The sequence below is a fragment of the Streptomyces sp. CHD11 genome (assembly GCF_018638295.1).
Taxonomy (GTDB): domain Bacteria; phylum Actinomycetota; class Actinomycetes; order Streptomycetales; family Streptomycetaceae; genus Streptomyces.
Map to the genome: position 1 here is coordinate 1 of NZ_JABTTS010000055.1, position 14,847 is coordinate 14,847.

10 protein-coding genes are annotated in these 14,847 nt (G+C 75.4%); 3 read left to right on the plus strand and 7 right to left on the minus strand.

Annotated features, from left to right (window positions below):
- Window positions 1–310: 310 nt before the first annotated feature.
- On the plus strand, window positions 311–1,201 hold the full coding sequence (locus tag HTV45_RS32580; protein WP_215209508.1) for a hypothetical protein: 891 nt from the start codon (window positions 311–313) through the stop codon (window positions 1,199–1,201).
- A gap of 1,682 nt (window positions 1,202–2,883) precedes the next feature.
- On the opposite strand, the gene HTV45_RS32585 is transcribed toward HTV45_RS32580, so the two are convergent.
- From HTV45_RS32585 to HTV45_RS32600, 4 genes are all read right to left on the minus strand, one after another.
- Window positions 2,884–3,042, minus strand: coding sequence for a DUF6760 family protein (locus HTV45_RS32585; protein WP_215209509.1), 159 nt, complete (start codon window positions 3,040–3,042; stop codon window positions 2,884–2,886).
- Entirely contained in the window at window positions 3,039–3,575 is a 537-nt protein-coding gene (locus tag HTV45_RS32590) for a hypothetical protein (protein WP_215209510.1), read from the minus strand. The genes HTV45_RS32585 and HTV45_RS32590 overlap by 4 nt, the downstream gene beginning before the upstream one ends.
- Window positions 3,575–4,018, minus strand: coding sequence for a phage tail protein (locus HTV45_RS32595; RefSeq protein WP_215209511.1), 444 nt, complete (start codon window positions 4,016–4,018; stop codon window positions 3,575–3,577). The genes HTV45_RS32590 and HTV45_RS32595 overlap by 1 nt, the downstream gene beginning before the upstream one ends.
- 75 nt (window positions 4,019–4,093) lie before the next feature.
- The gene (locus HTV45_RS32600) at window positions 4,094–5,686 is read right to left on the minus strand and encodes a phage tail sheath subtilisin-like domain-containing protein (RefSeq protein WP_215209512.1); all 1,593 of its coding nucleotides are present in this window, start codon (window positions 5,684–5,686) and stop codon (window positions 4,094–4,096) included.
- A gap of 347 nt (window positions 5,687–6,033) precedes the next feature.
- On the opposite strand from HTV45_RS32600, the gene HTV45_RS32605 reads away from it, so the two are divergent.
- Window positions 6,034–7,398 carry a ricin-type beta-trefoil lectin domain protein gene (locus tag HTV45_RS32605; RefSeq protein WP_215209513.1) on the plus strand — a complete coding sequence of 455 codons (1,365 nt, stop codon included), beginning with the start codon at window positions 6,034–6,036 and terminating at the stop codon, window positions 7,396–7,398.
- Between the two features lie 258 nt (window positions 7,399–7,656).
- Here HTV45_RS32605 and HTV45_RS32610 read toward each other — a convergent pair whose 3' ends face one another.
- From HTV45_RS32610 to HTV45_RS32620, 3 genes are all read right to left on the minus strand, one after another.
- The gene (locus HTV45_RS32610) at window positions 7,657–9,792 is read right to left on the minus strand and encodes an ATP-binding protein (protein WP_215209514.1); all 2,136 of its coding nucleotides are present in this window, start codon (window positions 9,790–9,792) and stop codon (window positions 7,657–7,659) included.
- Window positions 9,789–10,433: a DUF4255 domain-containing protein gene (locus HTV45_RS32615; protein ID WP_215209515.1), complete on the minus strand. Its 645-nt coding sequence runs from the start codon at window positions 10,431–10,433 to the stop codon at window positions 9,789–9,791. The genes HTV45_RS32610 and HTV45_RS32615 overlap by 4 nt, the downstream gene beginning before the upstream one ends.
- 199 nt (window positions 10,434–10,632) lie before the next feature.
- Window positions 10,633–11,292 (minus strand): response regulator transcription factor, encoded by a 660-nt coding sequence (locus HTV45_RS32620; protein ID WP_251693349.1) that lies wholly within the window; start codon window positions 11,290–11,292, stop codon window positions 10,633–10,635.
- Between the two features lie 449 nt (window positions 11,293–11,741).
- Between HTV45_RS32620 and HTV45_RS32625 the strand changes: the two genes are divergently transcribed.
- On the plus strand, window positions 11,742–14,663 hold the full coding sequence (locus HTV45_RS32625) for an AAA family ATPase (RefSeq protein ID WP_308309814.1): 2,922 nt from the start codon (window positions 11,742–11,744) through the stop codon (window positions 14,661–14,663).
- Window positions 14,664–14,847: the final 184 nt, after the last annotated feature.

Here is a 14,847-nt window from a genome sequence, read left to right on the forward strand (position 1 = left end):
GCGCGGGGCGGGGGCGGGGGCGGGGGGCTGCGCACCGGTCGGCACGGACTGCCCGGGGGCGGGCGGCGGCGACGCGGGCCCGGAGGGGGGCACGGGCCCGAGGGCGGCCGGGGTGTTTCCGCGAGGGGAGTCCAGTGCGGGCGCGGGCGGGGGTGTGGGCAGGGGTGTGGGCGTGGACGCGGTGCGGCGCTGGAGGGGAGCGCCGAGGCCGGACCGTGTGGGGGCGGTGGCCCCGGCCCGTGGTGCGGGAAGTGCCGCGTGGTGCTGTGCGGGCGCCGGAGACCCGGGCCGCTCGAGGTGCCGCACGGGCGTGCCCGTCCCGGGGCGCGTGCCCGGTCCGGACGCGGACGCCGTGCTCCTGTGGCCGTCGGCCGGACCGGAGGACCCGGCGGTCCCCGGAGACCCGGCCGGCGGCCGGGCGGCACCGGAGCGCTGGACCACGGGCGAAGCGGGTGCGGACGGGGCCGACGGTGTGGAGCGTCCCGCCGCGAGCCGCTGGATGGGGGGCCCGACGGGCGTGGCGGCCGGCGCCGGGGAGGTGACGGAGCTGTTCGGTACCGGGCCAGGCATCGGCTTGCGCACGGGAACGGAGGTGGAGCCGAGCGGCGGCAGCGTGGCCCGGCTTTCGGTGCCCTCCACGGTTCCCCCCACGGTTCCCCCCACGGACTTCCCGGGGCCCGTACGGCGCTGGACGGCGGGGGAGACGACCCCGGGGGCCGTCGTCCCGGGCGGTGGTGCGCCGGCCGGGGTGCCGAGAGTGACGGGGGGTGGCGTGGACACGGGTGTCGTGGGCGGGGTCACCGCGGCGGCGTTCGTGCGGGGCTGGACGGCGGGTGTGTCGCCGGTGCGGGCGGCGGGGGCGTCCGTGCCCGCGGTACGGCGCTGGACGGCCGGTGTGTCGCCGGGTGCGGTGGCGCGGGGTCCGGAAGCGGGGGCGGCCGCGGTCGCCGGGCCCGCGCGGTGCGGTGCGGCGGGGGCGGTCGGGCCCGTTGTTCCGGGGTTGGCCAGGCGCTGGACGGCAGGTGTGCCCTCGGGTGCGGTGGCGCGGGGTCCGGAAGCGGGGGCGGCCGGGCTCGCGGTCGCGGGGTCCGCTTGGTGCGGCGCGGCGGGAGCGGCGGTTCCGGGAGTGGTCGTGCGCGCGGACGGAGCCGTGGCCGGGACACCGGTCCGCGGCGCGGTGCCCGTACTCCGGGCCCGCTGAACGACGGCGGGAGAGGCGGGAGAGGCGGGAGAAGTGGGGATGCCGGAAGGCCGACGGGCGCCGGGCGCGGCCGGGCCCTCGCCGGCGGTGGCGGTGGCGGTGGCGGCGGTGGCGGCGGACGGGGAAGAACCGGGCGTGGGTGTGGGCCCGGGGGACCCGGCGGTGTCCGCGCTCCGGAGCACCGGGGCCGACGGGACCCGCCGGAGCGGTGCCGCGGGTGTCGTGGAGCCGGGCCGGGCGAGGCGCCGCACGGCGGTCACGGGTACGGCGCCCGGCGCGGGCACGGGTGAGCCGCCCCCGGCGCTCCCGGCAGGACCGGCCGGCGTGCGCTGCACCGCCGGCGTTCCGGACGGCACCTCCGGTGTCACTGAAGGGCCTGCCGGAGGAGCCGGTACGGAAGCGGGCGGGGAAGCCGGTGCGGGAGGGGCGACCGTGCCGGTGCCGGCGTCCGCGGGCGCGGTGCCGGGCAGTCCGGCGCCCGCGGCTCCTGGGCCGCCCGACGGGCCGGAGGCGTCGGGTTGGCGCATGCCCGGGGTGCCGCCGCCGGACCGGGCCGCCCTCCGCTGCACGGCGGGCGCGGGCTGTCGCAGAGGTACGGCCGCGGGCGCGGGACGCAGGTGCGGGGCCACGGGCGACAGCGCGGACGGCACGGCGGGAGCCAGCGCGCGGGCCGGCGTCAGGGAGCGCACCGGAGGGACCGGGGCGGGAGACACCGGTACCGGTGCCTGTTCCGCCGCCGCTCGCCCGGTGTCCCCGGCGGACGCGGTCGCCGGGCCGGGTCCGGACGTACCGGATGCCGGTCGCACGGGCGGGACGGCCCGCTGGACCACGGGCTCCTGCCCACCGCTCGGGCTGCCGGGGGCCGGGGAGCCCGGGGCCGGGGCGTCCGGGGACGGCGTGAGCGGGCCGGAACCCGCCGGCGGGGCCGTCAGGGGCGCGCCGAGCAGCGGCCGGCGACGCGTGCCGGAGGACGTACCACCCCCGGTGGCCGGGGAAGCCGCGGAGGCCGGGGCAGCGGCAGGGCGTGCGCCGGAGCCGCTCTTGGCCCGGGGCGCGGCGACCGGCAGGGCACGACGTTGGACCGGCGTCGCCGGGGCCGTCGTCCGGGTCAGCCCCGCGGGCCGGGGGGCCGGGGGGGCCGCCGGGGTGACCGACGGGCCCGAGGGGCGGCGGGCGAGGGGTTCGGCCGCACGCCGCACCGGCGGCCCCGTACCGTCGGCCGGCTGACCGGTGCCGGAGTCGCCGGGATGGCCCGGAGCGGCGACCGGCAGGGAGAGGGCGGGAAGTTCGAGTCCCGGCGAGGGCCGCGCCGAGGCGGTGAGGACGCCCTGGACCAGTCCGCCGGGTGCGCCGTCGAGCACGGCGTGGGAGAGCGTGCCGGTGAAGGCCGGGGTCTGCCAGGTGCTCAGCCTGCCGCCGAATCCCGCGTCGGCGACGGGCCACGAGGGGCGGGCGGTGGCCCGCTGGATCGGCGGCAGCCCGGTCCAGCCGGCGGTACGCACGACGGTGGCCGCGGGCAGACCGTCCCCGCCGACCCCGCCGCCACCGGCATCGGCGGCCGGTCCCGCGGACACCCGCGCCGTCGCACCCGCGTCCATGGCCGGGGACGGGGAAGGCGTGCCCGCCTCGCCCCGCCTCCCCGGCGCGTTCCTCCGCAGCCGGTCGAGGAGTCCCATGGCGCGTCAGCCCTCCGCCGTGGCGCGGGTGACGAGCGAGGTGATCTGCTCCGTGTAGCGGCGGCGGTCGCCGTGTTCGAGGTCCAGGATGTTCTCCAGGCTCCAGTGGAAGTGGTAGGCGATGTACGCGATCTCCTCGTGCAGCCGGTCGGTCGCGTACGTCACGATTCCCCCAGGCGGCTCCCGCCGAGTTCGACCTCGAACGGCTGCTCGCAGTGGGGGCAGGTCACGCCGGCCCGGGTGTGGCCCTCGGCGTTGACCTGCCGGTAGAAGTCCTGGAGGAACGCCAGGTCGGAGGCGAACATGTTCTCCACCACCCCGTCGTGCACCATCGGGAGCGTCCCCAGCCTGGTGATCACCCGGCCGAGCAGGACCACCGACAGGTACGCGGGGTTCTCCTGCACGCGGACGTCGCGCAGCGGGATCAGTTCGTCCCGGGCGGTCGCGAGCCGCATCACGCCGTGGCGGTGCACGGTCCCGGAGTCGTCGACGTAACCGCGCGGCAGCTCGAACGGGAACTCGGTGCGCAGCGCCTGGCCCATGGGGGCGGCGGACCCCGCCGGGGCCGTCCCGGCGGAGTCCGCCGGGACGGCCTGCTCCGGCTGCGCCGGGCTCTCCGCGAACGGCCCCTGTGCGGTCCCGTCCGCGGGGGCGGGGCCGGCCGGGAGGGATCCCGGCCGGGCGGTGGTGCGGCGCATTACTCGATGACCAGTTCTTCGAACGTGATGGTCACGGTCTCGGTCAGCGCGGCGGCCTCGCCGGCCTTCACCGTGCTGGTGTCGATCTTGCTGCACCAGGCGTTGCGCATGTTGTACCGCTTGACCGGGTTGTTCTGGTAGTCCATCACCATGATGGTGGCGTTCTTGCGGGCCGTGGTCATCGCGCCGTTGACCGACTCGTTGATCCACGTGTTGAACGCGGGGGACTGGGTCATACCGCGGACGACGGTGCAGGTGCCGGCCTTCTTCACACCCGGCATCTTCTTGGTGACGGGCTTGCCCTGCGACGAGACCTGCTGGTACTCGATGACGTCCTGCTCGATGCTGAGGCCGCTGACCTCGGCGAGGTACTCGACCATCACACCGTCGATCTGGAGGCCGAAATTGTGTGACGTGAGGGCGTCACCCGGCTGCAGACTCATGTGTTCTTACTTTCTTTCTGGAGAGGGGAGCGCGGAGAGCGCGGGGAAACGGAGAAGAGGACCGGACGGCCTCCCCTACTCCTCCAGCTCCCCGCTGCCGCTGGAGAACTGGGCCAGCCGGAAGATCACGAACTCGGCGGGCTTGACCGGCGCGATGCCGATCTCGCAGATGACCCGGCCGAGGTCGACGGACTCCGGCGGGTTGGTCTCCTCGTCACACTTGACGTAGTACGCCTCCTCCGGCCGGGCGCCGAAGAGGGCGCCGGAGCGCCACTCGTTGACGAGGAAGGCGGAGACGTTGCGCCGGATCCTGGCCCACAGCTGGTGGTCGTTGGGCTCGAACACCACCCACTGGGTGCCGATCAGGATCGACTCCTCCAGGTAGTTGAAGTACCGGCGGACGTTCAGGTAGCGCCAGGCCGGGTCCGAGGACAGGGTGCGCGCACCCCAGACGCGGATACCGCGGCCGGGGAAGGAGCGGATGCAGTTGACGCCGATCGGGTTGAGCAGGTCCTGCTCGCCGCGGGTGATCTGGAGCTCCAGGTCGACGGCGCCGCGCACCACCTCGTTGGCGGGCGCCTTGTGCACGCCGCGCTCGAAGTCGTTGCGGGCCCAGATGCCGGCGATGTGACCGCTCGGCGGGACCGTCCGGCTCTGGCCGCTCGCCGGGTCGAAGACCTTGACCCACGGGTAGTACAGCGCGGCGTACTTGGAGTCGTAGCCGGCCGTCTCCTGGCGCCACACCCGGATGTCACGGGCGTTCAGGCCGGGCGGCGGGTCGATGACGGCGACCCGGTCGCCCATCAGCTCGCAGTGCGCGATCAGGCCGAGCTGGACGGCCTTGACGGCCTCCAGGTCGATGGCCCCGCGCTGGTAGGCGGCCATCAGGTCGGGGACCGCGACCATGGAGATCTCGTCCACCGCCTCCAGCCCGCCGAAACCGGTGCGGTCCGCCGAGTCGCCCAGGTACTGGGCCGGGCCGGGGTGGCTCCCCGCGCCGCCGGTGACGGCCGGGGCGGCGGGAGCGGCGGCCGGGGCGACGAGGGCCACGGTCTGGTTCTCGGGGCGTGCGAGCTGCGCGGCCGGAGCCGCCTCCTGCACGGTGATGAGCTTGGAGCGCTCCTTCACCTGCGTGACGACGTAGGTACGGCTGCTCTTCTTGGCGCTCACGTCGAAGCTCTCGACGGGCCTGTCGCCGTCCTTGACGACGAGTTTGAACCGCTCGGCGGGACCCTCGCCCTCGGGATCGGAGACCTCGACGCTGAGCGGGCCGGAGCCCGCGGCCAGGGCGGTCACGGTGAACGTGCCGAGCTGCTGGGGCTTCCCGGCGGGCAGGGCGGCCGGCGCCGCCGAGCCGGTCACCTCGGCGGGGCCGCCGGACGTCTCACCGGCGGCACCGCCCGGGGCACCGCCGACGCGGACCACATAGGCCGCGCTGCCGCCGTTGTTGAAGAAGCCGTAGACGGAGTGCGCCAGGTAGTACCCGTCGGTGAAGGCACCGAAGGCAGCGACGAACTGGGTCCAGTTGGTCACCAGGGTCGGCTCGTTCAGGGGGCCGGACGGCGCGAGCCCGACGAAGGCCGCCACGGAAGTCCCCACTCCCTCGATGGGGCGCGAGCCGCTGGCCACCTCCTCGACGTAGACGCCCGGCGACAGGTAGGACGGCATGTTCTGCTCTCCTCGGGGTACAAGTCAGTACGCCGTCCACCCTCACGCGCGAAGCGCGCCGGGTGGAACGGCTGGGAGTGCTGTGGTCCGGGCACCCCTGTTGCCCGGAAGGGCAAGCGGCGTCCGGTTACCGGCGGGTCCGGGGAACGGGCGTCCACGGACTGGTCCTCCTTGGCCAGGACCTTGGCCGGCACGTGGCCGGGACTCCTGCCGGGACGTACCGCCACCGGCGGGCGCGCGGGCCGGCGGCGTACCGCACCAGGGCGGGCAACCGGGTGCCTTTCCGGGCAGTCGGCCCTGCCTCGGAGTCTCCTGATCCCCCGGTGCGGGTCCCGTAGCGTCGGCGCGTGACCCTTTGGACTTCTCTTGAGCCGGCGTCGACGACGGTGGATCCCGGTGGCGGCGCGACGGTGCGGCTGCGGGTGCGCAACACCGGTGACGTGGTGGACGAATACCGGTTCGAGCCGGTGGGGGACCTCGCGCCGTGGACGCGGGTGGAGCCGCAGACGCTGCGGTTGTATCCGGGGACCACGGGGACGGTGGAGGTGTCGTTCGCCGTGCCGCGGACGCCGGACGCGGCGGCGGGGCCGCATCCGTACGCGGTGCGGATCACGCCCACGGAGCATCCCGAGGCGACCACCGTTCCCGAAGGGAATGTGACGGTCACTCCGTTCACCGAGGTGCGGGCCGAGTTGGTGCCCCCGGTGGTGAAGGGGCGGCTGCGCGGGCGTCCGAAGCTGGCGGTGGACAACCTCGGGAACACCAAGGTGACCGCGTCGCTCAGCGGCAGTGACAACGGCGACCAGCTCTCGTACGACCTGGATCCGGGCAACGTGCAGATCGAGCCCGGACGCGCGGTGTTCGTCAAGACGCGGCTGAAGCCGCGGGAGATCATCTGGTTCGGTTCGAAGCAGGAGCGCCCGTACACGCTGGCGGTACAGCGGTCGGGCGTCGATCCGCTCGAGGTGGAGGGGAAGTTCGTCCAGCGCGGCTTCCTGCCCGGATGGCTGGCCACGGTGCTGGGGATGACCCTGGCGCTCGCGGTCGCGTTCGTGATCATCTGGCTGACCTACAAGCCGGACGTCCGGTCCCTGGCCACCGAACAGATGGCGCAGGCCGAGGCCGGTGCGATACCCGTGCCCAGCCCCGCGCTGTCCGCGCCCGCCGCCCTGCCGAGCGCCGGTCCTTCGCAGGTGGAGAAGGCGCCGGAGAAGGAGGAGGAGGACACCGGGGACGCGGCCGGAGCGGGCTCCGAGGAGGAGGAGTCGTCCGGTGACGGCGGTGGCCAGGAGGAGGAGGAGTCCGTCGCCCTGGTCGGTGACCTCATCGTGGGCAACGGCTCCGACCGGTGCGTCACCGTCCCGCTGGAGAAGGGCAAGGCAGTGGACGGCACCGGTCTGGTGCTGCAGGACTGCGACCCCGAGGCCGCCAACCAGCGGTGGGACTTCCGGGGCGACGGCACCGTCCGCTCCATGGACATGTGCATGGACGTGGCCTGGGCCTCCAAGGACGACGGCGCCCTGATCCAGCTGGCCCGGTGCAGCGGCAACCCTGCCCAGACCTTCGTGACGAGCGATGAGCAGTACCTCATCAACCCGCAGTCACTGAAGTGCGTGGACGCCATGTGGAGCGGCACCGCCAACGGAACGGGGCTGCACCTGTGGACGTGCGGGGACACGCCCAACCAGAAGTGGCAGCGGCAGTCGGTCTGACCGGTACCGGGCGGCCCCGGTACCGGGCAGTCGGTCTGACCGGTACCGGGCGGCCCCGGTACCGGGCGGTCCGCCTGACCCGGTACCGGGCGGTCCGCCTGACCCGGTGTCGGCGGCCCGCCTGACCCGGTGCCGGGCGGTCCCGGCACCGGCAGCCGGTGCGAGACGGGCCTGATGGCGCCCCGCCCCCGCGGGAGCCGGGCCGGCGCGGACGTCACGGCCGCCCCGGACGGGGCGGCCACCGGGTACCCGGGGTGACTACCAGGTGCCCTCGCCCGGCACCAGCCGGCCTGCCTTGCGGTACTCCCGTCGCGCGCCCTCGAGCAGGTCGGCCGTGGTGACCGGCCCGCCCCGGTCCGCGGCCGCGTAGGCGGCGGTGACCACGGCGCTGCGGATGGAACCGCCGGCCAGCTCGAACTCCCGCGCCACCTCGTGCGCGTCGATGCCGTCCTCGCACGGCACGCGGGAGAGGCTGTGCCGCCACAGAGCGAGCCGCTGGCCGGCGTCCGGGAACGGGAAGTCGACCACCAGGTCCAGCCGCCGGGTGAACGCCTCGTCGATGTTGGCCCGCAGGTTGGTGGTGAGCAGCGCGATGCCGTCGAAGGACTCCAGGCGCTGGAGCAGGTAGGCGCTCTCCATGTTGGCGTACCGGTCGTGCGCGTCCTTGACCTCGGACCGTTTGCCGAACACCGCGTCCGCCTCGTCGAAGAGCAGGACGGCGTCGGTGCGGTCCGCCTCGGAGAAGACGCGCTCGAGGTTCTTCTCGGTCTCGCCGACGTACTTGTCCACGATCGAGGACAGCGACACGACGTACAGGTCCAGGCCCAGCTCGGCGGCGACGACCTCGGCGGACAGTGTCTTGCCCGTGCCCGACTCGCCCGCGAACAGTCCCAGCACGCCCCGGCCCCGGCCGCCGCCGGCGCTGAGCCGCCAGTCGCCGAGCACCCGGTCGCGGTGCCGGGCCCGCCGGGCCAGTTCCCGCAGCTGGGACAGGGGCGCCCCGGGCAGCACCAGGTCGTCCCAGGTCACCGCCGGCCGGATCCGCCGGGCGTGCTGTTCCAGACCCGAGGTCGACTGCTGGCGGGCGGCGAGCCGGAGATGGTCGGGGGTGAGCGCGGTGGCGTCGAACGCGGCGAGGCGCCGGGCGGCCCGTACGGCCCGCGCCACCCGGTCGGTGCTCAGGTGGTACGGGGCCACGGTGGCGGCGAGGTCGAAGCCGAGGGCGTCGGCGGGGACGGCCGGTGTGCCCGTTCGGGCATCCGGCCGGGCACCGTCGTCGGTGTTGCCGGTGTTGCCGGTGTTGCCGGTGTCGTCAGTGCCGTCAGTGCCGTCGGTGTCGTTCAGCGCCGCGGCCCAGGTGTCCACGGCGCCCGCTCCCAGCCGGGGTGCGTCGAGGACGAGGGGGTCGTGGTCGCACCACTGCGGGTCGTACGGCCGGGAGCCGGTGAACACCACCGGCACATCGGGCACCGACAGTGCCCGCACGAGTGCCCCGGGGTCACCCGGCAGCGGGGAGACGACCACCGCGCAGTCCCGCAGCCGGGCCTCGCGCAGCAGGGCGTCCAGCGGTTCCCCGGTGTGCTCGCCGCGGGGGGCGTAGTGCAGGGCGCCGTCGGGAAGGGCCCGCGCGGCGTGCGCCAGGCCCTCGCCCTCACGGTGCTCGCGCAGGTAGACGGTGAGGGGGGCGGCGGCCAGCCGGGCGGCGAGCCGCGCGGTGAAGGGGTCGTCGCCCCGTGTGTCCGCGTCGGACGGCACGGTGAGCGGGCGGGCCCGCCCGGTGAGGGACGGATCCGGGGTGTCGTCGCCGAGGAGGTGGGCGAGGAACCGGCCCGGGACCCGCAGCGACCGGCTGAGGAAGGGGCGTTCCGGTTCCTCCACCTCGAGCAGGGCCAGGGACCGCAGGCGCGCCGAGGGGTGGAAGACGGCGCGGGTCTCGGGCCGGTGCACGGGGGCGCCGCAGAGGTCGAGCGCGAGCCCGGTGGTGGCGCGGCGCCGGCCCACGTCGTCGTTGAGGTAGCCGTACAGGGGCTCGAAGGAGCGGTCGAGGTCCGGGGCGAGTGCCACGAGCAGGACCGAGATCTCCAGCGGGCGCAGACCGAGCCGCCGCGCGAGCGGACCGAGCCGGTCGCCGGGGGGCCCGTCGCCCTCCGGCCCGTCGTCCTCGGGTCCGTCGTCCCCCGGCTGCGCGTCACCGGGACGGTCGGGTGCCGGCCGGGCGGGGGTGCTGTGGAGGTGGTGGCGTACGGCCTCCTCGGACAGGTACAGACCGCGGAGCGGGTCCTCGGCCGTCGGGTCGCCGGCGGCGCGGTGCTCGACCAGCAGGGCGACGCGTTCCCGGAGCCGTGTGACGCGCGCCAGGAGCGCCTCGGCCGGGTCGTGGGGGTGGCTGTTCAACGGGTGCGCCGCCCCCGCTCGATCTGGTGCGGACGGTGACCGCGCCCGGGTGAGTCGTCCTGGGCGCCGTCGACGGAGTGGATCCGTACGACCGCGCCCTCGGTGACCGGCGGTCCGGCGTCGTACTCGGGGAAGGACGGGAACGGGACGATGACCACCAGATCGAGTGACGGCTTGAGTTCACCGCCGAGCGCGGACCAGATCTCGGCCAGCGACCGCGACTCGGTCTGGACCCCGGCCACCGTCATCGACACCGAAAGTCCCAGCGAGGCCAGGCCCGGCGGGAGTTCGGAGGGCGGCAGGAGTTCGCGGGGCAGCAGCGTCGCCAGTACGGCGGACAACAGCCGGTGTTCGTCCTGGGGTTGCTTGGTCCAGGCGGTGATCAGGTACGACAGCCGGAACCAGCGCGGTGGCAGACGGCGCTTCACGACCTGCCCGTTCGCGTCGGCGACGGGGACCGCGCCGCGTTCGCGCCGTGAGACCTCCTCACGGATGTCGTACAGGTAGGCGTTGAGGGCGGGCGCGTTGCGGCGGGCCGCCCAGTCGCGGGTCGGGGCGTCCAGGGACACCTCGATGCCCGAGCCGGCCAGGGCGCCGCTCTTGAGAAGCCCCTTGAGGACCTCGTCCACCTCGTGGATCACCGTCGTACTCCTGCTCTGCGTGGTGCGGCCGGGCGAACCGGCGACCGGCGGCCGGACACCGGGGCGGCACCGGGGCCGCCGGACCCCGGGCCGCCGGACCCCGTCGATCGTGCCGTGGTCGCGCGGCGGTGTGCCGGCCCGCGGAACGGAGACGGGCACGGCGGGCTGCCCGAGGGGGTCGAGTCGAGTGCCCGTTCGGTCAGATGTAGCCTTCGCGAAGGGCGTACGCGACGGCGTGCGCGCGGTTGCGGAGATGCAGCCGGGTGGTGATTCCGTGCAACACGTTCTTGACCGTACGTTCGGAGTACGAGAGCTTCGTGGCGATCTCCCCCGTGTCCAGGCCTTCCGAGACGAGCCGCAGGACGTCGGCCTCACGTGCCGTCAGGCCCGTGGCGGGGCCGCCGGGATGGCCCGCGGAGGTGCGGTGCAGCGTGCCCACCTGGTTGATCAGCCGGCCCAGCAGGTCCCCGGGGAGGTCCCCGTCGCCGCGGGAGGCCGCCACGACGGCGCGCACCATCCGGTGGGCGGTGGCCTCGTGGCGCCAGACGATCGCGCCGACCCCGCACTCGACCACGTCGAGGAGTTCGTTCTCCCGGATCGCGCCGACCACGAGTACGGCGCGGCTGCCGTCACTGCGCACGAGCTTGCGCATCCGGCTCAACAGGTTTTCGTCCAGGTGGTCGTTGATGAGAAGGGCCACGGTGTCCGGACCGGGATGGCCGTCCTCCACCAGTTCGATGACCGGGTGGCGGCGGAGTTCACTGGCCGCGCCGGCCCGGGAGATGGGGTCCGGGGCGTCGACCACCACGGGGATCCGGGTCGCCTGCCCGGCGGCCGGGACCGTCTGTGAGGTTCCCAACGAGGTGCGCAACCGATGTCCCCATACCCGAGTTGCGGGCACCGTGGTGGTGTCCGCGTCCGATGCTTCGGTTACACACTCCTGTGCCGGGTGGGACGGGGCCATCGTGGAACACCACGAGACACACCACGAGATCTCGCCCGCCGCACACCGGCCGGGCACCTGTCGGCCATGTCCCGGCCGTACCTTTCCCCGGTGCGCCGCCTTTGGTCCCGGCCCGGGGGCGGGGCACAGTCCTGCGGGAATGGAACACGACCCGCGGCTCCTCGTCCATACCCATGGCATGGATTCACCCCTGGTTCGTGATTCCTGCCTCAACAGGCCGTTCCGGGCGGCCCGTCGGGGCACCCGCCAGGCCGGATTCGCGTCCTCCAGGGCGGGGGCGGTCGCCGCCCCCGCCCGTACTCCGACCCCCATCCGCCCCGGCCCAGGAGGAACCGTTGCCCTCAGTGGAAGCCCTCAGTGAACGGGGCGACGCCCTGCGCCTGCTGGCCGCGGAGGCCGAGCGCGCCCGTGCGGGATCGGGCCGGCTGGTCCTGCTGCGCGGCGCCACCGGCACCGGCCGCAGCGCGCTCCTGCGGGCCGGGGCGGAGCAGGCGGCGGCCCGGGACATGTGGGTGCTGCGGGCGCGCTGCACCCCGGTGAACAACGGCACGGACTGGGGCGTCGTCCACCAGCTCTTCGGTGAGGACGCGGACTTCCTCGACGACCCCCCGGCGTCCCCCGGCATGTCACGGGCCGCGCACCAGCGGACGCGGGCCGCGCTGCTGTGGCGGTTGCTGGAGGCGTACGCGCAGGAGGCACCGCTGTTCGTGGCGGTCGACGACGTGCACGCCGCCGACCCGCTCTCGCGCGGCTGGCTGACGGAGGCGGCCCGGCTCGTCGACGGGCTGCCGGTGCTGCTCGTGGTCACCGAGCGCAGCCAGTACGACATCGATCCGCCCGGTGCCGGTCTGGCCCGCGGGCTCTCCCCCGCCCTCGTCCGCACCCACACCCTCGCCCCGCTGAGCGACGCCGCCGCCACGGGACTGGTCCGGGCCGCTTTCCCCGGGGCCGCGCCCGACCGGGTGGCCGACTGCGTACGGGCCGGGGCGGGCAACCCGCTGCTGCTGCGTGCCCTGCTGGACGACCTGTCGTCCTGGGACACCGCCGGCGGATCCGCACCCCCGGCGTCGCTGCCGGACACCTGCGCCGCGCTGTACCCGGGCGGCTATCCGGACGCCGTGTCCTGGTGGCTGGCCGGGGCGGGCGGGGCGACGGCCAGGGTCGCCCGCTGCCTGGCCGTGCTGGAGAGCGGGACGGCGTGCGCGGTGCCGGCACCGGCTCCGTCCGCGCAGGGAGCCGGTGCGGGCGCCGCCCCCGCGCGGGACTGGTGTCCGGGGGGCTGCCCCGAGGAACGCCTCGCCACCCAGGTCCGGATCACCGCCACGATGGCCCGGGCCGACCCGGACCGGGTCGCGGGCTGGTTCACCGCGATGACCCGCCTGGGCCTGCTGCACCAGGGCGCGGACGGACTGCACCGGTACGCCCATCCGCTGCTGCGCGACGCGGTGCTGAGCGGCTGGAGCAGTGGCCGGCGCAGGGCGGCCCACCGCACCGCCGCCGAGGAGCTGATGCGCGGGGGCGCCGAGGTCGCCGTGGTGGCCGGACACCTCTCGCACGCCTCCGCGGTGGCCGAGCCCTGGGCCGTCGACGTGCTGGTCGAGGCGGCGTCCGACGAGGTCCGCGCGGGCCGCCCGCGCTGCGCCGTGGCGTTCCTCAGGCGTGCCCTGGACGAACCGATGGCGCCCGTCCGCCGGGCCACCGTCCTCATCCAGCTCGGTTCGCTGGAGTGCGCCGAGTACCCCTCCGGCGGCATCGCCCGGCTCACCGAGGCGGTACGGCTGCCGGGCGGGCCCCGTGACCTGGTCAGGGCGTTGGTGGCCCTGGCCACGGCGCTGTCCCGCAGCGGGGAGACCCGGGCGGCGCTGCGCATGCTCCGGGAGGAGGAGCACCGGCTGGTGGACGAGCCCGAACTGGTGCGCACGCTGCGCGCCGTCGCCGTCCTGATGTCCGACGAGGAAATGGGTGTCCTGAGGAAGGAGTACCGGCGGCGGTCCCTACCGGACGGGGGCACCCCGGACCTGATCGGCGCGGCCCACCGGATGCTGTCCGTGCGCTACGAGGCGACGGCCGGTCTGATCTCGTCCCGGGACGCGATGGCGCAGATCCGCGCGCTCGTCGAGGAGCCGGCCGATCCGCTCGCCGAGCCGTTCCTGTTCGGTACGGCCGCCGTCGTGGCCCAGTGGGCGGACGAACTCGACGAGGCCGCACGCCTGGTGCGGCGCGCCCTGGACACGCTGGACTCCTTCCTGATGCACCCCATGCATCATCTGCTGCTCGATGTGCGCGTGGATCTCGCGGCGGCCCGCGCGGACTTCGGCGCCGTGCTCGCCGATCCGAGGGCCCGCTCCTCCGGGTCCGGGCCGTCCGGACCCGGGCCGACCAGCGCGCACACCCAGGCCGTGATCGCGCTGGTGGAGACGGGACGGCTGGAGGAGGCCGACCGTCTCGTGGACGGGTTCGATCTGCGGACGGCACCGGACTCCTGGCGGACCCACCGCTTCCTGTACGCGCGGGGGAAGCTGCGCGCCGCCGCGGGTGACCCGGCGGCGGCGCTGGACGACTTCCTGGAGTGCGGGCGGCGCCAGACGGCGCGCGAGGCGTTCAGGTCCGTGGTCGCGCCCTGGCGCGTCGCCGCCGCCGAGTGCCGGCTGGCGCTGGGACGGCCACAGGAGGCCCTGGCCCTCGCCGAGGAGGAACTGCGGCTCGCCGAGGTGTGGGACACCCCCCGCGTACGGGGCCGCGCGCTGCGGGTGCTCGGTGAGGCGACGGGCGGCCGGCACGGCCTGGAACTCACCGGCCGCGCGGTCGGGCTGCTGCGCGACGGACCGGTCGGGACGGAGCTGATCTCGGCCCTGATCTCCCACGGCCGCCTGCTCCACGCGTCAAGGGAGCGCTCCCGCGCCCGGGAGGCGCTGCGCGAGGCGGTGGAGCGGGCCGAACGCCTCGGTGCGGTCCGGCTGCGCACCGTCGCCGGGGAACTGCTCCAGGAGGGGGGTGCGCGGCGCGCCGGTGCCCCGCGCACCGGTGCGGCCGCGCTCACCGGCAGCGAACGCCGTATCGCCGCTCTCGCGGCCGAGGGACGGACCAACGCGGAGATCGCCGCGTCGCTGCACCTCGCCCGGCGCACGGTGGAGACGCACCTGACGGCCGCCTACCGCAAACTCGGCATCAGCCGCCGCACCGAACTCCCCGCGGTCCTGCCGCCCGCCCCGCCCGGCACCACGGCCCACCCCTTCCCACCCGGCAGCCCGGCTTGCTCGGCGTGAGCCGGGGGGCGGGCAGTCCGACGAGGTCTGCCCGGTACCTCGTCCCGGCCCGGCGGCCCGGTACCTCGTCCCGGCCCGGCGGCCCGGTACCTCGTCCCGGCCCGGCGGCCCGGTACCTCGTCCCGGCCCGGCGGCCCGGTACCTCGTCCCGGCCCGGCGGCCCGGTACCTCGTCCCGGCCCGGC

Coding starts and splice junctions, on each gene's coding strand:
- HTV45_RS32595 (WP_215209511.1), bottom strand. CDS start 4,018: ATGAGTCTGCAGCCGGGTGACGCCCTCACGTCACACAATTTCGGCCTC.
- HTV45_RS32600 (WP_215209512.1), bottom strand. CDS start 5,686: ATGCCGTCCTACCTGTCGCCGGGCGTCTACGTCGAGGAGGTGGCCAGC.
- HTV45_RS32590 (WP_215209510.1), bottom strand. CDS start 3,575: ATGCGCCGCACCACCGCCCGGCCGGGATCCCTCCCGGCCGGCCCCGCC.